15 protein-coding genes and 1 pseudogene are annotated in these 18,223 nt (G+C 64.7%); 12 read left to right on the top strand and 4 right to left on the bottom strand.

The window, feature by feature from the left end; translation table 11 throughout:
* Both DBR12_RS22175 and DBR12_RS07815 read right to left on the bottom strand, forming a co-directional pair.
* A pseudogene (locus DBR12_RS22175) lies at positions 1 to 293 on the bottom strand (hypothetical protein); the annotation flags it as partial.
* A 5-nt stretch (positions 294 to 298) separates the two neighbouring features.
* On the bottom strand, positions 299 to 2,074 hold the full coding sequence (locus tag DBR12_RS07815) for an ExeA family protein (protein WP_108616733.1): 1,776 nt from the start codon (positions 2,072 to 2,074) through the stop codon (positions 299 to 301).
* Between the two features lie 181 nt (positions 2,075 to 2,255).
* Between DBR12_RS07815 and DBR12_RS07810 the strand changes: the two genes are divergently transcribed.
* The 9 genes from DBR12_RS07810 to DBR12_RS07770 all read left to right on the top strand — a co-directional run bounded on the left by DBR12_RS07810 (position 2,256) and on the right by DBR12_RS07770 (position 13,707).
* Positions 2,256 to 4,202, top strand: a complete 1,947-nt coding sequence (locus DBR12_RS07810) for a long-chain fatty acid--CoA ligase (protein ID WP_108616732.1) — start codon at positions 2,256 to 2,258, stop codon at positions 4,200 to 4,202.
* 22 nt (positions 4,203 to 4,224) lie between these two features.
* Positions 4,225 to 5,010 carry an ABC transporter ATP-binding protein gene (locus tag DBR12_RS07805; RefSeq protein WP_108616731.1) on the top strand — a complete coding sequence of 262 codons (786 nt, stop codon included), beginning with the start codon at positions 4,225 to 4,227 and terminating at the stop codon, positions 5,008 to 5,010.
* A 26-nt stretch (positions 5,011 to 5,036) separates the two neighbouring features.
* Complete coding sequence (locus DBR12_RS07800; protein WP_108616730.1) at positions 5,037 to 5,966, top strand: branched-chain amino acid ABC transporter permease; 930 nt, start codon at positions 5,037 to 5,039, stop codon at positions 5,964 to 5,966.
* Positions 5,967 to 5,997: 31 nt separating this feature from the next.
* Positions 5,998 to 7,074, top strand: a complete 1,077-nt coding sequence (locus DBR12_RS07795; RefSeq protein ID WP_108616729.1) for a branched-chain amino acid ABC transporter permease — start codon at positions 5,998 to 6,000, stop codon at positions 7,072 to 7,074.
* 143 nt (positions 7,075 to 7,217) lie between these two features.
* Positions 7,218 to 8,543 (top strand): ABC transporter substrate-binding protein, encoded by a 1,326-nt coding sequence (locus tag DBR12_RS07790; protein WP_108616728.1) that lies wholly within the window; start codon positions 7,218 to 7,220, stop codon positions 8,541 to 8,543.
* Between the two features lie 234 nt (positions 8,544 to 8,777).
* Entirely contained in the window at positions 8,778 to 9,587 is an 810-nt protein-coding gene (locus tag DBR12_RS07785) for an ABC transporter ATP-binding protein (protein ID WP_108616735.1), read from the top strand.
* Between the two features lie 225 nt (positions 9,588 to 9,812).
* Positions 9,813 to 11,060, top strand: coding sequence for a phenylacetate--CoA ligase family protein (locus DBR12_RS07780; RefSeq protein WP_108616727.1), 1,248 nt, complete (start codon positions 9,813 to 9,815; stop codon positions 11,058 to 11,060).
* Between the two features lie 259 nt (positions 11,061 to 11,319).
* A complete protein-coding gene (locus DBR12_RS07775) occupies positions 11,320 to 12,306 on the top strand; it encodes a tripartite tricarboxylate transporter substrate-binding protein (protein WP_108616726.1) in 987 nt (328 codons plus the stop codon).
* A gap of 282 nt (positions 12,307 to 12,588) precedes the next feature.
* The gene (locus tag DBR12_RS07770) at positions 12,589 to 13,707 is read left to right on the top strand and encodes a tripartite tricarboxylate transporter substrate binding protein (protein WP_233244345.1); all 1,119 of its coding nucleotides are present in this window, start codon (positions 12,589 to 12,591) and stop codon (positions 13,705 to 13,707) included.
* A 39-nt stretch (positions 13,708 to 13,746) separates the two neighbouring features.
* Here DBR12_RS07770 and DBR12_RS07765 read toward each other — a convergent pair whose 3' ends face one another.
* Together DBR12_RS07765 and DBR12_RS07760 are read right to left on the bottom strand one after the other, a co-directional pair.
* A complete protein-coding gene (locus DBR12_RS07765; RefSeq protein WP_108616725.1) occupies positions 13,747 to 13,929 on the bottom strand; it encodes a hypothetical protein in 183 nt (60 codons plus the stop codon).
* Positions 13,930 to 13,931: 2 nt separating this feature from the next.
* Positions 13,932 to 14,249, bottom strand: a complete 318-nt coding sequence (locus tag DBR12_RS07760) for a DUF1840 domain-containing protein (protein WP_108616724.1) — start codon at positions 14,247 to 14,249, stop codon at positions 13,932 to 13,934.
* Positions 14,250 to 14,403: 154 nt separating this feature from the next.
* Between DBR12_RS07760 and DBR12_RS07755 the strand changes: the two genes are divergently transcribed.
* Genes DBR12_RS07755 through DBR12_RS07745 form a run of 3 tightly spaced genes read left to right on the top strand, consistent with a single transcriptional unit; the run spans position 14,404 to position 18,109 of the window.
* Positions 14,404 to 16,764: a bifunctional salicylyl-CoA 5-hydroxylase/oxidoreductase gene (locus tag DBR12_RS07755; RefSeq protein WP_108616723.1), complete on the top strand. Its 2,361-nt coding sequence runs from the start codon at positions 14,404 to 14,406 to the stop codon at positions 16,762 to 16,764.
* A 2-nt stretch (positions 16,765 to 16,766) separates the two neighbouring features.
* Positions 16,767 to 17,258 (top strand): MarR family winged helix-turn-helix transcriptional regulator, encoded by a 492-nt coding sequence (locus DBR12_RS07750; protein WP_056059723.1) that lies wholly within the window; start codon positions 16,767 to 16,769, stop codon positions 17,256 to 17,258.
* Positions 17,255 to 18,109, top strand: coding sequence for an enoyl-CoA hydratase family protein (locus DBR12_RS07745; protein WP_108616722.1), 855 nt, complete (start codon positions 17,255 to 17,257; stop codon positions 18,107 to 18,109). Before DBR12_RS07750 ends, DBR12_RS07745 begins: the two co-directional genes overlap by 4 nt.
* Positions 18,110 to 18,223: the final 114 nt, after the last annotated feature.

Here is an 18,223-nt window from a genome sequence, read left to right as displayed (position 1 = left end):
GCTGGTGAGGCTGGAGCGGACGGTGCAGACACCGGCGCAGGGGTGGGCGCTGGGGCGGCAGCCACCACCACGGCAGGCGCAGGGGCCGGGCGCTGCATCACCCACCAGGTGCCCGCCACGGCCACGGCCGCCACGGCCACACCCGCGCTGGCCATGAGCCAGGGAGACGCGGCACGCCGCTCGGCCACCGGCGCGGCGCCAGGCACCGGCACAGCCTGCGAATGCAGCCCAGGCACGCCGCCCCGCCCCCGTTCGGCTTCCGCGCGCCGCAGCGCATCAAGGATGTAGGACATGGGGATCAGGCTCCTGTGCGCAAACGGGGTTCGCTCACACCGTTGACACGGTTGAGCAGCATGAGGGTCAGCGGGCCGGCGCGCCCATCGGGCGTGACGCCCTGGGCCAGCTGAAAACGCTGGATGCGCGCCTGGCGTGCGGCAGGGGTGGCAGCGCGCGCGCCCGCGCCAATGCCGGTGCCACCTGCGGCGGCCATAGCCAGTTGTTTGTCGAGCCAGGCGGCACCGGCGCTGCTCTCGGCTATGTCGCCCTTGTCGGGCATGCCGATCGGGGCGCGCCACAGGGTGGCGATGTCGCCGCGCCACACCTGGGCCAACTCGGCCACGGGCACCTGCAGCGTGCGGCCCGCGCCTTCGAGCGTGGCGGTGTCGCCGTCCAGGCTGCGCAGCACGGCGGACACGGCGCTGTCGCCATCGTCTGAAGGGAACAGCGTGAGCAGCACCGGCCTGTCGATCTGGCGCACCAGGTTCAGGCCCGCGCGGCGGTTGCGGTAGCAGCGCAGCCCTTCACGCGGCAGTGTGGCGCAGGCATCGGCGCCCTCGGGCACGCTGGCGCCCCAGCGGGTGGCCAGCGCCTGCCATGCCTGGCCATCGCTGGCGGGCAGGGTCGCCAGAAACTGATGCAGGTCGGATACCGGTGCGGCCACCGCCGGCGCCGCAGACGGGGTGGATGCACCCGCTGTTGCCGCTGCTGCAGCAGCACCCGCCACCGAAGCAGCACTGGCGGCTGCGGCCGGGGGCTGTGCACGGGCACCTGCCACCACCGCCGCGCTGGCTGGTGATGCGGGCGCCGTGGCCGCCACCGGCGCGCCCGCACCGCGTGGGGCCAGCGGGGACCAGGCCCCCAGCGCCCAGCCACCCGCCGCCACCAGCGCAGCCCCTGCCACGGCGCCCAGGGCCGCCACCGCCCAGCGGGGCAGCAAGGGCTGGCCCTGGCGGGCAGCGGCGGCCGAAGCCGGGGCGTCGAACACCTCGCGCGCGGCCCGGTTGACGATGGTGGCACTCACTTCACGCACCCCGGCGGCATAGGCGCCCAGCATGGCCCGATCGCACAGCAGGTTGATGCGCCGGGGCACGCCGCGCGACAGCGCATGTACTCGTGCGATGGCGCGCTGACTGAAAGGCGCGGGCCCCTGCAGGCCCGCCACGGCCAGCCGGTGGGCGATGTACTGCTGGGTCTCGCGCGGGCTGAGCGCATCCAGATGAAAGCGTGCAATCACACGCTGCGCCAACTGCTCCAGCGCGGGGCTGGCCACCATGGTGCGCAGCTCGGGCTGGCCGATCAGGATGATCTGCAACAGCTTGCGCTCGCTGGTCTCCAGGTTGGTGAGCAGGCGCAACTGCTCCAGCACATTGGCAGAGAGGTTCTGCGCCTCGTCAATGATGAGCACGGTGTTGCGCCCTGCAGCATGCGCCGCCAGCAGCGAGGCGTTGAGCGGGTCGATGTAATCCTTCACCGTCTCCACACCGCCTGGCACCGTGGGTTTGTGGGGCACGCCAAACTCGTCACAGATGGAGCGCAACAACTCCCTCACAGTGAGTTTGGGGTTGAAGATATAGGCCACGTTGCAGTGCGCCGGGATCTGCTCCAGAAAACAGCGGCACACCGTGGTCTTGCCCGCGCCCACCTCACCGGTGAGCAGCACAAAACCGCCGCCTGCATCCAACCCATACAGCAGGTGGGCCAGGGCCTCGCGGTGGCGCTCGCTCATGAACAGGTAGCGCGGGTCCGGGGCAATGGAAAACGGGGGATGCTGGAGACCGAAAAACGGGGCGTACATGGCTTGGAGGATACCGCCCACCCACAGGCAGGGTTTTACCCACCAAGGAGTTACCCCTAAATTGTCGTCGGAAAGACAAGACGACGTCAAAGTGGGTCCTAGCATTCCCCCATCGCGCAAACACAAGCCTGCGCCCCCGGCTGTCACCGGGCCGACACCTTTTCACTTTCAGGAACCTGCAATGTTGACCACGTTCCCGCAACTGCTGCTCAAGCATGCCGCCGAGCGCCCCACGGCCCCGGCCTTGCGCGAAAAAGAATATGGCATCTGGCAAACCCACAGCTGGGCCGACCTGGTGCGCCTGGTGGAACAGGTGGCCGCAGGCCTGCACCTGGCGGGCCTGCAGCGCCACGAGCACATGGTGGTGATCGGCGCCAACCGCCCCCGCCTGTACGCCACCATGCTGGCCGCTCAGTCGCTGGGCGCCATCCCCGTGCCGCTGTACCAGGATGCGGTGGCCGCCGAATGCATCTTCCCGCTCAACAACGCCGAGGTGCGCTTTTGTCTGGTGGAAGACCAGGAGCAAGTGGACAAGCTGCTCGAAATCCGCGAGCAATGCCCGAAGATTTCGAACATCTACTTTGACGACCCACGCGGCCTGCGCAATTACGCAGAGCCTGGTCTGGCCTCGCTGGACGCACTGATCGAGGCCGGTGCAGGCCATGTCGCCAAGCACCCCCAGTGGTTCCGCGCCGAGGTGGCCAAGGCCACGCCCAACGACGTGGCAGCGATGTTCTTCACGTCGGGCACCACGGGCAACCCCAAGGGTGTGGTGCACACGCACAGCACACTGCTGGACCGCGCCAGCGCGGGTGCAGAGTTCGACAAGCTCACCAGCAGCGAAGAGGTACTGGCCTACCTGCCCCCGGCCTGGATCGGCCAGAACATCTTCAGCTACGCCCAGTGGCTGGCCTGCGGCTACGTGGTCAACTGCCCCGAGTCGGCGAGCACCGTGACCATCGACCTCAAGGAAGTCGGCCCAACGTATTACTTTGCGCCGCCGCGCATTTTTGAAGGCCTGCTCACCAGCGTGATGATCCGCATGGAAGACGCAGGCGCCATCAAGCGCAAGATGTTCCACGCCTGCATGGCCGTGGCCAAGCGCGTGGGCCCCGCGCTGATGGACGGCGAAGCCGTGGGCACCCTGAACCGCATCAAGTACGCGCTGGGCAACCTGCTGGTCTACGGCCCGCTGCGCAACAACCTGGGCTTCAGCCGCGTGCGCGTGGCCTACACAGCAGGTGAGGCCATCGGCCCCGACCTGTTCACCTTCTACCGCTCCATCGGCATCAACTTGAAGCAGCTCTACGGTTCGACCGAGACCGCCGTATTCGTCTGCCTGCAGCCCGACAACCAGGCACGCGCCGACACGGTGGGGGTGCCCATTCGCGGCGTGGAAATCAAGGTGGCCGACAACGGCGAGATCCTGGTCAAGTCGGCCGGGTTGCTCAAGGAGTACTACAAGAACCCGGCCGCCACCGCCGAAGTGCTGACGGCCGATGGCTGGTACCACACCAGCGACGCGGGCTTTCTGGACGCTCACGGTCACCTCAAGATCATCGACCGCGTCAAGGACGTGGGCCGCATCATGGGCGGCGCCAACGATGGCGCCATGTTTGCACCCAAGTATGTGGAGAACAAACTCAAGTTCTTCCCTCACATCAAGGAAGTAGTGGCCCTGGGCGACAAGCGCGAGAAGGTGTGCGTCATGGTCAACATCGACTTCGATGCCGTAGGCAACTGGGCCGAGCGCCGCAACCTGCCCTACGCCGGCTACACCGACCTGGCGCAAAAGCCCGAGGTGTATGAGCTGATCCGCGAGTGCATCGAGAAGGTCAACGCCGACCTGGCCACCGACACCATGCTGGCAGGCAGCCAGGTCAGCCGCTTCCTGGTGCTGCACAAGGAGCTGGATGCCGACGACGGAGAACTGACCCGCACCAACAAGGTCCGCCGCGGCTTCATTGCCGACAAGTACGGCGTGCTGGTAGATGCGCTGTATGCCGGCCGCACCGAGCAATACATCGAGACGCAGGTGAAGTTTGAAGACGGCCGCACCGGCAGCGTGAGCGCCACGCTCAAGCTGTCAGACGCAAAGACATTTGCCCCCGTGAAGAACGCTGCCTGACCCACGCGCCGGAAGACAACCCATGAGCACCAAGAAGATCGGCGACGTCATCCTCGACGTCAACAACATCAGCCTCCGGTTTGGCGGCGTGAAGGCGCTGACCGACATCTCCTTCAACGTGAAGGAGCATGAAATCCGCGCCATCATCGGCCCCAACGGCGCAGGCAAGAGCTCCATGCTCAACTGCATCAACGGGGTGTACACGCCGCAGGATGGCTCCATCACCTTCCGGGGAAAAACGTTCTCGCACATGAACTCGCGCCAGGTGGCGGAGATGGGCGTGGCGCGCACGTTCCAGAACCTTGCGCTGTTCAAGGGCATGAGCGTGATCGACAACATCATGACGGGCCGCAACCTCAAGATCAAAAGCAACCTGCTGCTGCAGGCGCTGCGCTGGGGCCCCGCCGAGCGCGAGGAAATCCTCCACCGCGAGCACGTCGAACACATCATCGACTTCCTGGAAATCCAGGCCTACCGCAAGACGCCGGTGGGCCAGCTGCCCTACGGCCTGCAAAAGCGCGTGGACCTGGGCCGAGCCCTGGCCATGGAGCCACAGGTGCTGCTGCTCGATGAACCCATGGCCGGCATGAACGTGGAAGAAAAGCAGGACATGTGCCGCTTCATCCTCGATGTGAACGACGAGTTCGGCACCACCATCGTGCTGATCGAGCACGACATGGGCGTGGTGATGGACATCAGCGACCGCGTGGTGGTACTGGACTACGGCAAGAAGATCGGCGACGGCACGCCCGACGAGGTGCGCAGCAACCAGGACGTGATCAGCGCGTATCTGGGCACATCCCACTGACGCCGCGACGTACAGGAGAAAAGAACATGGGATTTTTCCTCGAAACACTGATCGGCGGCCTAATGGCGGGCATGCTGTATTCGCTGGTGGCGCTGGGCTTCGTGCTCATCTACAAAGCCTCGGGCGTCTTCAACTTTGCACAGGGCGCCATGGTGCTATTTGCAGCGCTGGCCATGGCGCGGTTTGCAGAATGGGTGCCCCAGTGGACGGGCCTGTCCAACCCCATCGTTGCCAACCTCATCGCCTTCGTGCTGGCAGGTGCAGTGATGTTCATCGTGGCATGGCTCATTGAGCGACTGGTGCTGCGCCACCTGGTCAACCAGGAAGGTGCCACGCTACTGATGGCAACGCTCGGCATTACCTACTTCCTGGAGGGCGTGGGCCAGACAATCTTCGGCAGCAATATCTACAAGATCGACATCGGTATGCCCAAGGAGCCCGTGTTCGTGCTGGACTCCATGTTTCCCGGCGGTCTGCTGATCAACAAGGAAGACGTGATTGCGGCAGCCATTGCCGCCGCGCTGGTGGTTGCCCTGTCCATCTTCTTCCAGAAGACAGGCACCGGCCGGGCGCTGCGTGCCGTGGCGGATGACCACCAGGCGGCACAGTCCATCGGCATCCCGCTCAACCGCATCTGGGTGATCGTATGGTGCGTGGCGGGCGTCGTGGCCCTGGTGGCCGGGATGATCTGGGGCAGCAAGCTGGGCGTGCAGTTCTCGCTGGCCACGGTGGCCCTGCGGGCCCTGCCAGTGGTGATCCTGGGTGGCCTCACATCCGTGCCCGGCGCCATCATCGGCGGACTCATCATCGGCGTGGGCGAGAAGCTGTCGGAGGTCTACCTGGGCCCGTACGTGGGCGGCGGCATAGAGATCTGGTTTGCCTATGCGCTGGCGCTGGTGTTTCTCCTGTTCAGACCCCAGGGTTTGTTTGGCGAAAAAATCATCGATCGCGTTTGAACCATAACAACAAGAACACAGGAGACTTCCCATGCTCTACCGCGAAAACGGCCAGTTCAAGACCACCTACCGGGCCGACCAGCAGATCTTCCCGATCGCGCAGGACCGCATCGTCATCGCACTGCTGCTGGCCATTGCCTTTCTGGTGGTGCCAGCACTGGCCACCGACTACTTCTTTCGCGCCATCCTGATCCCGCTGGTGATCATGTCGCTGGCCGCGCTGGGCGTGAATATTCTGGTGGGCTACTGCGGGCAGATCTCCCTCGGTTCGGGCGCCTTCATGGCGGTGGGCGCCTACGGGGCCTACAACTTCTTCATGCGCTTGCCGGGTCTGCCACTCATTCCCGCACTGATCCTTGGCGGGCTGTGCGCCACATTCTTCGGCATCCTTTTCGGGCTGCCCAGCCTGCGGGTCAAGGGCCTGTACCTGGCGGTGGCCACGCTGGCCGCACAGTTCTTCAGCGACTGGATGTTCCTTCGCATCAAGTGGTTCACGCTGGACACACCTTCGGGCACGGTGTCGGTGTCCAACCTGCAGGTGTTCGGCCTGCCGATCGAGTCTGCCACCAGCAAGTACCTGTTTTGCCTGGCCATCCTGGTGGTGGTGGCATTGCTGGCCAAGAACCTGGTGCGTGGCGCCATCGGCCGCGAATGGATGGCGATCCGCGACATGGACGTGGCGGCATCGGTGATCGGCATCCGCCCGATGTACGCCAAGCTCAGTGCATTTGCCGTCAGCTCCTTCATCGTCGGCATGGCCGGCGCCCTGTGGGCCTTCGTCTACCTCGGCTCATGGGAGCCGGGAGCCTTCTCGGTCGACATGTCGTTCCGGCTGCTGTTCATGGTGATCATTGGCGGCATGGGCTCCATCATGGGCAGCTTCTTTGGCGCCGCCTTCATCGTGGTGCTGCCCATTGCGCTCAACCAATTCCTGCCCGCCTTCGTCGGACTGTTCGGTCTCACGATTTCCACCGCAGCCATCGTGCATGCGGAGTTCATGATCTTCGGCGCGCTGATCGTGTGGTTCCTGATCGTGGAACCGCACGGGCTGGCCAAGCTGTGGTCCATCGGAAAGCAAAAGCTACGCCTGTGGCCGTTCCCGCATTGAACTTGAACACCATTGCCAGCAGCCCCATGACAACCGTTTTCCCTACAGAGGCTTGTATCCCCGTGCCGCTGCTTGCGCAGCATGCAGGGCACTGAAGAGCCCGCCCGTGTGACCTCTCGACCCTTTATTCACAGGAGACAACCATGAAGCTTCGCAATCTCGTGATCGCTGTAGCCGCGCTGGCCGCCGGCATGTCCACGCTGTCCACCAGCGCCTACGCCCAGGCCAAGGAGCAGTACATCCCAGTGCTTTCCTACCGCACTGGCCCCTTTGCCCCCAACGGCGCTCCCTGGGCCAACGGCTTCGTGGACTACCTCAAGCTCGTCAATGCACGCGGTGGCATCAACGGCGTCAAACTCTCGTTCGAAGAGTGCGAGACCGGCTACGACACCGCCCGCAGCGTCGAATGCTATGAGCGCCTCAAGGGCAAGGGCGCATCGTTCGTGCAGCCGCTGTCCACCGGGGCCACATTCGCCATCACGGAGAAGGCACCGGCCGACAAGGTTCCTGTGGTGACCATCGGATATGGCCGCTCGGAAAGCGCGGACGGATCGGTGTTCAAGTGGAACTTCCCCATCGCCGGCACTTACTGGGTGGCCAGCGACGCCATCATCCAGGCCATCGGCAAGAAGGAAGGCGGCCTTGACAAGCTCAAGGGCAAGAAGATCGCGCTGATCTACCACGACAGCCCGTTTGGCAAGGAGCCCATCCCGCTGCTGCAGGAGCGCGCCCGCATGCACGGCTTTGACCTGCAGATGCTGCCTGTCACCTCCCCCGGCGTCGAGCAAAAGGCCACTTGGCTGCAGGTGCGCCAGGCGCGCCCTGACTATGTGGTGCTGTGGGGCTGGGGGGTGATGAACTCCACCGCCATCAAGGAAGCCCAGGCCACGGGCTATCCGCGCGAGAAGATGTACGGCGTGTGGTGGGCCGGCGCAGAACCCGACGTGAAGGACGTGGCAGACGGTGCCAAGGGCTACAACGCCGTGACGATGCAGCACGGCGCCGAACCTCAGTCCAAGGTGGTCAAGGACATCCTGACCATGGTGCACGAAAAGGGCCAGGGCACAGGGCCGAAGGACGAAGTGGGCCAGGTGCTGTACATGCGCGGCGCGATGAGCGCCATGCTGGGCATTGAAGGTATCCGTGCTGCGCAGGAGCGCTTTGGCAAAGGCAAGGTCATGACCGGCGAGCAGGTGCGCTGGGGTCTGGAAAACCTCAACCTCACACAACCCAAGCTGGACACACTTGGCTTTGCCGGTGTGATGCGCCCGATCAGCACATCCTGCGCAGACCACATGGGCGCAGCCTGGGCACGCATCCACACCTGGGATGGCAAGGGCTGGAAGTTCACCTCGGACTGGCTGCAGGCTGACGAGCAGATCATCAAGCCACTGGTGAAATCCACCGCTGCCAAATACGCGACCGAAAAGAAGCTGGCACCCCGTACGCCGGAAGACTGCCAGTCTTGATTCGGCACATCCCCCTGAGGCGCTAACGCGCCTTCCCCCTTCTCTCGAATCGCCGCGCGAATCGGGAAGGGGAACGCCACCAGCGCGGCGGGACGGCCCTTGCGCGGTGGCACTGGCCTGGGCCGCGACAGTTTTTACGGCCAGTGATTTGTGGTTGCTCCTTTTGGCGCAGCCACCAATCCAAAGAGTTGCACCTGCAGCAGCTCTTTGGATTGGCACAGCGAAGGCAACACCATGGACTCAAAAAGCATTGTTCTCAACGTCAACGGCATCGAGGTCATCTACAACCACGTGATCCTGGTGCTAAAGGGTGTTTCCCTGCAGGTTCCACAAGGCTCCATCGTGGCCATCCTGGGCGGCAACGGTGCGGGCAAGACGACCACCCTGCGCGCCATCTCCAACCTGCTCAAGGGCGAGCGCGGCGAGGTCACCAAAGGCAGCATCGAGCTGCGGGGCGAGCGCATCGAAAACCTCTCGCCCGCCGACCTGGTGCAGCGCGGCGTAGTGCAGGTCATGGAGGGGCGGCACTGCTTTGCCCACCTGACCATCGAAGAGAACCTGATGACAGGTAGCTACACGCGCACCAGCAAAGCCGAGATCGCGGCGAATCTGGAGAAGGTCTACAACTACTTTCCGCGCCTGAAGACACGCCGCACCTCGCAAGCGGCCTACACCTCAGGTGGTGAGCAGCAGATGTGCGCCATCGGCCGCGCGCTCATGGCTAACCCCAGCATGGTGCTGCTGGATGAGCCCTCGATGGGCCTGGCGCCGCAGATCGTTGAAGAGGTCTTCAATATCGTCCAGGACCTCAACACCAAGGAAAAGGTGACCTTCCTGCTGGCCGAGCAGAACACCAACATGGCGCTGAAGTACTCGGACTACGGCTACATCATGGAAAGCGGCCGCGTGGTGATGGACGGCGCTGCCAGGGACCTGGCCAACAACGAGGACGTCAAGGAGTTCTACCTGGGCATGGGCGGCGGTGAGCGCAAGAGTTTCAAGGATGTCAAAAGCTACAAGCGGCGCAAGCGCTGGCTGGCCTGAAATGCCCCCCTGTAGCGCTGCGCGCCTTCCCCCTCAGGGGGACACCACCAGCGCGGCGGGGCGGCCCTTGCGCGGTGGCGCTGGCTTTCGTCAGCGCCGGTATTCAAGGCTCCGCACCTTTTCAAACGTCGAACGAATCACTCCTGATTTCATAGCTTTTTGCGTTTGATGGATAAGCGCTAGAGGCCAATTTCAATTTCAACCACCTCACAAGGAAACCCAGGCATGAACACGTTCTATGACGACCTGGAAACCCGCAGCCCCGCAGCACGCGAAGCGGCCTTGATGGCGGCGCTGCCGCAGCAGATTGCCCATGCCCAGAAGGCATCACCAGCGTTTGCCAGCATCCTGGCTGGCGTGGACGCATCGAGCGTCAACAGCCGAACGGCACTGTCCCAGTTGCCCGTCACGCGCAAGTACGAGTTGCTGGAACGCCAGCAAGCGAGCCGTGCCACCAATGTGTTTGGCGGTTTCAGCGCACTGGGCTTTGGCCCCGGCATGACTCGCATTTTTGCCAGCCCTGGCACCATTTATGAGCCCGAGGGGACACGGCCCGACTACTGGCGCATGGCGCGCGCCATCCACGCCGCAGGCTTTCGGGGCGGGGAGCTGATCCACAACAGCTTCAGCTACCACTTCGTGCCTGCGGGTTCGATGATGGAAACCGGCGCGCACGCGCTGGGCTGCACGGTCTTCCCCGGCGGCACGGGCCAGACCGAGCAACAGGTACAGGCCATGGCCGAGCTGAAACCTGCGGGCTACATCGGCACGCCGAGTTTTCTCAAGATCATTGTCGAGAAGGCTGCAGAACTGGGCGTGGCGCTGCCCAGCTTGACCAAGGCCATGGTGTCGGGCGAAGCCTTTCCGCCCTCGCTGCGCGACTGGTTCGCCGAGCGGGGCATCGCGGGCTACCAGTGCTATGCAACTGCCGACCTGGGCCTGATTGCTTACGAAACGTCAGCCCGCGAAGGCCTGGTGCTCGACGAAGGCGTGATCGTCGAGATCGTGCGCCCCGGCACCGGCGACCCGGTGCCCGAGGGCGAGGTGGGCGAGCTGGTGGTGACCACACTCAACCCCGACTACCCGCTCATCCGGTTTGGCACTGGCGACCTGTCGGCCGTGCTGCCCGGCCACTGCCCTACCGGCCGCACCAACACCCGCATCAAGGGGTGGATGGGCCGCGCCGACCAGACCACCAAGGTGCGCGGCATGTTCGTGCACCCAGGCCAGGTGGCCACGATTGCGCGGCGCTTTCCTCAGGTGCTGCGCGCGCGCCTGGTCGTCAGCGGCGAAATGGCCAACGATCAGATGGTGCTGCAGGTCGAAACCACAGAGACTGCCGAAGGCCTGGCCCACCAGCTCAGCGAAGCCATCCGCGAAGTGACCAAGCTGCGCGGCGACGTGCAGATGGTGCCCCCTGGCACACTGCCCAACGACGGCAAGGTGATCGAGGACGCGCGCAGCTACAAGTAGCCTGCCGTGGCCTTCAGGCTACGCTGCCGCCCCCTGCCCAGCGGACTTGCGGCAGCGCCAAACAAGCCCACATTGCGCACCGGGGAACCGCAGTGTTTACCCTAACGCACGCTACTTAATCAATAGCAAAATAATCAATACAGAAAGGCGTAGCAGGCCGCTGGAACTTAAAAACCATGTCGCCAGTGTGCTACGTACTATCCGCAATGTTTCCGCAAATGCCCCTCGCTATCATGGCCCGTCATTTATAGGAGAGACCATGAAAAAGATGCTGAAACTCGCACTGATTGCTGCCGCCGCAGCAGTGGCCTTTGGCGCCAGTGCCCAAGAGTTCCCCGCCAAGGACAAGACCGTCACCATCGTGGTGCCCTTTGCGGCTGGCGGCCCGACCGACCGCGTGGCCCGCGACCTGGCCGAAGCACTGCGCAAGCCCCTGGGCGCCACCGTGGTCGTAGACAACACCGCCGGTGCCGGCAGCTCCATCGGCGCCGCCCGCGTGGCCCGTGCCACCCCCGATGGCTACACGCTGCTGCTCAATCACATTGGCATGTCCACCATGCCTGCGCTGTACCGCAAGCTCTCGTTCAGCGTTCCCAACGACTTTGAATACCTGGGCATGGTCAACGAAGTGCCCATGACACTGATCGCGCGCCCCACCATGCCCGCGAACAACTTCAAGGAACTCACCGCCTGGATCCAGCAAAACAAGGGCAAGATCAACCTGGGCAATGCTGGCCTGGGCGCTGCATCGCACCTGTGCGGCATGATGTTTCAGAGCGCGATGCAAGTGGACATGACCGCCGTGCCGTACAAGGGTACCGCCCCGGCCATCACCGACCTGATCGGCGGCCAGATCGACCTGCTGTGCGACCAGACCACCAACACCACATCGCAGATCGAGGGCAAGAAGGTCAAGGCCTATGCCGTTACCACCAGCCAGCGCCTCACCACCCCGGCCCTCAAGGACCTGCCTACCCTCGCAGAATCGGGCTTGAAGGACTTCAACGTGACCATCTGGCACGGCCTGTATGCACCCAAAGGCACACCTGTCGATGTGCAAAAGAAGATCAACGAAGCCCTCAAGACCGCAATGAAGGACCCCGAGTTCATCAAGAAGCAGGAAGCCCTGGGCGCCGTGGTGGTGACCGACAAGCGCGTGGATGGCCCCGAGCACAAGAAGTTTGTGGCCGCCGAAATCGAAAAATGGAGCGCTGTGATCAAGGCTGCCGGCACTTACGCCGACTGACCCGGCAGCGCGGCTGCCAACCTGGGCGGTGCGGCATCGCATCACCGCCCGCCCCCAGCCACCGCGCCTCGGCCCGGTGGCTTTCTTTTTTGTGACGCAACCTTGCGCCACCTCGACAGGCGCACGCACGGAAACACGCACGACAACTTGCAAGACTGCGACACCCTCGGGTAATCCCATCTGCCCGGACCGCACACACCCGCGTAGAACAGAGGTCAGACGCGCCGAACAAGCACAGGCAGAGGCGCAAGCTTTCAATGGTTTCAACGAGGAATGGCTTCCATGGCACAAGCACACGACTTCCGCACCCCGGCGCGCACCAGCGCGCAGATACAGGCGCGCGCCCATGCGCGCAGCCGCCGCAAAGCCGTGGCCCTGGCCTTGACTCTGAGTGCGCTGGGCGCACTGGCTGTGGCAGCAGCCGGTGCGCTGCTGACACCGGGAACGGCCCATGCGCAGGCCGCAGCCCCGGCAGGCGCGGGCTGGCCCACCAAGCCCGTGCGCATCATCGTTCCATTTGCGCCCGGCGGCACTACCGACATCCTGGCCCGCGCCATGGCACCAGAACTGAGCCGTGCATTTGGCCAGCAGTTCATCGTGGACAACCGCGCGGGGGCCGGTGGCAACGTTGGCGCCGAATTGGCAGCCAAGTCTGCGGGCGACGGCTACACCTTGCTCATGGGCACGGTGGGAACCCACGGCATCAACCGCGCGCTGTACGCAAAACTGCCCTACGACCCCATCAAAGACTTTGCCCCCATCACGCTGGTGGCGGCCGTGCCCAATGTGATGGTGATGAATACCGACAAGGCCAAGAGCATGGGTATCACCAATGTGCAGGACTTTATCCGCGTGGCCAAGGCCAATCCGGGCAAGATGAACATGGCCTCCAGCGGCAACGGCACCTCCATCCACCTGGCGGGCGAGTTGTTCAAGAGCATGACAGGCACCTTCATGCTGCACCTGCCCTACCGAGGCTCGGGCCCCGCACTCATGGACATGGTGGCAGGCAACGCCGATGTGATGTTCGACAACCTGCCTTCATCCATGGCCCAGATCAAAGCGGGCAAGCTCACCGCCCTGGCAGTGACCAGCGCTGAGCGCTCCGGCGCCCTGCCCGATGTGCCCACAGTGGAGCAGGCAGGGGGAACCACGCTCAAAGGGTATGAGGCCAGCTCGTGGTTCGGCCTGCTGGCCCCGGCCGGCACGCCCCCCGATGTGGTGAACCGCATCCAGCAGGAAGTTGCCAAGTCCCTTGCCACACCGGCCATGAAGGAGCGGCTGCTGGCCCAGGGCGCCATCCCTGGCGGCAACACCCCCGCCGACTTTGCCAAGCACATCGACAGCGAACACAAGAAGTGGGCGCAGGTGGTGAAGACCTCGGGCGCCAAGGTGGACTGACAGGGACTGGCGCACACTGGCGCCCCCTGCCGCCTTCAGTCAGTCTTCAGGAGATGACGCAGGCCCCAGGCGCTTTTCACCCGTGGCAAACGACGCCCGCTGGATGCGGCCGTTCGCCACCTCATAAACACACAACATCTCCAGCGTGCCCAGGCCCTCGGCGAAGTTGCGGGTGATCAGCTCGGAGTCCACCACCGCCCAGGGCGACAACACGGGGGCCATGGCTACACGCCCCACACCACATCCACCTGCTCGGCGGCACTGCGGCGCAGCATCTCGATCAGGGGCGCGACACGCTGGCGCAGGCGCACCGCCTCCACACGCTCTTGCTCCGTCGCCTCGTCGCCGGCCTCATTCACCGGCGGCTGGGCTTCTTCGGCAGCTACAGCAGCCTCCAGCGCTGCGATGGCGCCCGGGATCTGCGCCGCCGTCACGATGCCGCTGGCCCCCGGCGTCTTGCCCATGATGGTCACGATCTGCCGCCCCTGGGGCTCCAACATGATCAGATCAGCGGCGGCGCGGGACTTGAATTTGTAAAGCATGGAGGGGGTCCTTTCCTGGTGGTTCCCACAGTGGCCGGGCAGGCTGCACGGCACCTTCAGGGTGATTGTGCGCTGGTCAGGTGGCAGAGGCCACGAAAGTCGGCTCGGGAACGCCCCATTGACAGCCATTTGTTTAGGTCTAAACTATTTTGGCATGAACATCCTCTGCATTGGCGGTGGGCCCGCCGGTCTCTATTTCGCCCTTCTCATGAAGCAGCAAAACCCCGCGCACCGCGTCACGGTGGTCGAGCGCAACCGGCCGTTCGACACCTTCGGCTGGGGGGTGGTGCTGTCAGACCAGACGCTGGCCAACCTGCAGGCGGCCGATGCGCCCACGGCGGCGCTGATCGGCGATGCGTTCAACCACTGGGACGACATCGAGGTGTTCTTCAAGGGCCGCAGCGTGCGCTCCACCGGCCACGGCTTTTGTGGCATTGGCCGCAAGCGGTTGCTCAACATCCTGCAGGAGCGCTGCCTGGCGGTGGGCGTGGACCTGCAGTTTGAAACCGACGTGGCCGACGACCAGCAGCTCGCCGCGCAGTACAACGCCGACCTGGTGATTGCCAGCGACGGCCTCAACAGCCGCATCCGCACCCGCTACGCTGCCACCTACCAGCCCGACATCGACCTGCGCCAGTGCCGCTTTGTGTGGCTGGGCACCAAAAAGAAGTTCGACGCGTTCACCTTCGCGTTCGAACAAACCGAGCATGGCTGGTTCCAGGCCCACGCCTACCAGTTCGATGCCGACACCTCCACCTTCATCGTCGAAACGCCCGAGGCCGTGTGGAAGGCCCACGGCCTGGACCAGATGGAACAGCCCGAGGCGGTTGCGTTTTGCGAAAAGCTCTTCGCGAAGTATCTGGACGGCAACGCACTCATCAGCAATGCCACGCACCTGCGCGGCTCGGCCAACTGGATTCGTTTTCCGCGCGTGATCTGCAATACCTGGGTGCACAGCGAGAACATTGGCGGCAAGCCGGTACCCATCGTGCTGATGGGCGATGCCGCGCACACGGCGCATTTCTCCATCGGCAGCGGCACCAAGCTGGCGCTCGAAGACGCCATCGACCTGGCCAATGAGTTTGCAACCGGCTTGCCTATCGATGAAGTATTGCAGCACTACGAGGCACGCCGCAGCGTGGAGGTGCTCAAGATCCAGAACGCCGCGCGCAACAGCACCGAGTGGTTTGAAAACGTGGCGCGCTACACCGGCATGCCCATCGAGCAGTTCACCTACTCGCTGCTCACGCGCAGCCAGCGCATCAGCCACGAGAACCTGCGGCTGCGCGATGCCGCGTGGCTGGAAGGCTATGAGGCCTGGTTGGCCGGTGGCAAGGCGGCGATTCCGCCCATGCTCACGCCATTCAGCCTGAAAGACCTGACGCTCAAGAACCGCATCGTCGTCTCGCCCATGGCCACCTACAGCGCGGTCGAAGGCGTGCCGCAGGACTTCCACTTGGTGCACCTGGGCGCGCGCGCCTTGGGCGGCGCGGCGCTGGTGATGGTGGAGATGACCAGCCCCACGCCCGAGGGCCGCATCACGCCCGCCTGCCCCGGCCTGTGGAACGACGCACAGCAAGCCGCCTTTGCGCGCATCGTGCACTTTGTGCACGGCAGCAGCACGGCCAGGATCGGCCTGCAACTGGGCCACAGCGGGCCCAAGGGCTCCACGCGCGTGGGCTGGGAAGGCACGGACGAGCCGCTGGAGGCGGGCAACTGGCCCCTGCTGGCCGCCAGCCCCCTCGCCTACGGCGCGCAGAACCAGACGCCTGCCACCATGACCCGTGCCGATATGGACCGCGTGACCGCCGCCTTTGTGGACAGCGCCCGCCGCGCCGTGGCCTGCGGCTTTGACTGGCTGGAGCTGCACTGCGCCCACGGCTACCTGCTGGCCAGCTTCTTGAGCCCCGCCACCAACCAGCGCACCGATGAATACGGCGGCAGCCTGGACAACCGCTGCCGCTACCCGCTCGAAGTGTTCACCGCGCTGCGCGCCGTGTGGCCCGCCGACAAGCCGCTCTCCGTGCGCATCTCGGCCCACGACTGGCTCCCCGATGGCAACACCGCCGACGACGCGATTGCCATCGCGCGCTTGTTCAAGGCGGCAGGCGCAGACCTGATCGATGTGTCCTCTGGCCAGACCACACGCGACTCGCGCCCGGTGTATGGCCGCATGTACCAGACGCCGTTTGCCGACCGCATCCGCAACGAAGTGGGCATTGCCACCATGGCCGTGGGTGCGATCACCGAAGCGGACCACGCCAACAGCATCGTCGCGGCAGGCCGCGCCGACCTGTGCGCCATCGCCCGCCCCCACCTGGCCGACCCCGCCTGGACGCTGCACGCCGCTGCGCAACTGAGCCCCGTGGCCGCCGCACACACCGACTGGCCCGTGCAGTACGCCAGCGGACGCGACCAGATGCTGCGCGAGATATCCAAGCAAAAACAGCTTGCAGCGCTTACCAATCAGGCGCAATCAGCTACTAAAAGCAGAGCACCCGAGGAAGAAGGCTAGCCATGGACCTCGAAGCCCGCCTGCACGGCGCAGCCCCCAGCGAACACCCCGAGGCACTGCGCCTGTGGCTGCGCCTACTCACCTGCACCCAGCTCATCGAAAAGCAGGTGCGCAGCCACCTGCGCGCGCAGTTCGACACCACCTTGCCGCGCTTTGACCTGATGGCGCAGCTCGAACGCGCGCCGGACGGCATGAAGATGAAAGAACTCTCGCGCCGCATGATGGTGACCAGCGGCAACATCACCGGCATCACCGACCAGCTGGTGGCCGAGGGGCTGGTGGAGCGCATGGACGTGGAAGGCGACCGCCGCGCGTACCTGGTGCGCCTCACGCCGCAAGGCCGCGAGCAGTTCAACACCATGGCGCGCCAGCACGAGCAATGGATCGTCGAGGCCTTCGCCACGCTGGGCGAGCGCGACATCGCCACCTTGTACCGGCTGCTTGGCAAGGTGAAAGAACACACACAAAACAATTCCTTGGAGACCGCCGAATGAAGCACTACATCGGGGCGAGCAACCCCATGCGCGAGCAGTTCAACCCGCAGGCCAGCTACGTGGCCGAGCATTTCAGCTGGAGCTTTGCCGATGGCGTGGGCACCGTCATGCTCAACCGGCCGGACCGCAAGAACCCGCTCACCTTCCAGAGCTATGCCGAGTTGCGCGACTTCTTCTACGCGCTGCGCTTTGCCACCGACGTGAAAGCCATCGTCGTCACCGGCGCGGGCGGCAACTTCTGCTCCGGCGGCGACGTGCACGAGATCATCGGCCCGCTGACCACCATGACCATGCCCGAGCTGCTGGAGTTCACGCGCATGACGGGCGACCTGGTCAAAGCCATGCGCGCCTGCCCGCAGCCTGTGCTGGGCGCCATCGACGGCATCTGCGCCGGTGCGGGCGCGATGATGGCGCTGGCCTGCGACATGCGCTACGGCACCCAGGCGACCAAGACCGCTTTTCTCTTCACCCGCGTGGGCCTGGCCGGTGCCGACATGGGCGCCTGCGCACTGCTGCCGCGCATGATCGGCCAGGGCCGCGCCAGCGAGCTGCTGTTCACCGGCCGCGCCATGACCGCGCACGAAGGCCTGGCCTGGGGCTTCTTCAACGACCTGTATGAAAGCGCCGACCTGCTGGCCAATGTGCAGGCCACGGCGCGCACGCTGGCCGACGGCCCCACCTTCGCCCACGGCATGACCAAGACCATGCTCAGCCAGGAGTGGAGCATGACCATCGAGCAGGCCATCGAGGCCGAGGCGCAGGCCCAGGCCATCTGCATGCAGACCGAAGACTTCCGCCGCGCCTACGAGGCGTTTGCCGCCAAGCAGAAACCGGTGTTCCAGGGAGACTAGGAAAGACACGCAACCCCACGAACCGTTCACGCTGAGCGCAGTCGAAGCGCTGCGCAAGGCTTCGACAGGCTCAGCCCGAACGGATGTGACATTCAAACAGGTCCCTTCACGCAC

The organism is Acidovorax sp. HMWF029 (assembly GCF_003060895.1).
GTDB lineage: Bacteria > Pseudomonadota > Gammaproteobacteria > Burkholderiales > Burkholderiaceae_C > Acidovorax.
Note: the sequence above shows the minus strand (reverse complement) of the source record. Positions and strands in the feature narration are given on the sequence as shown.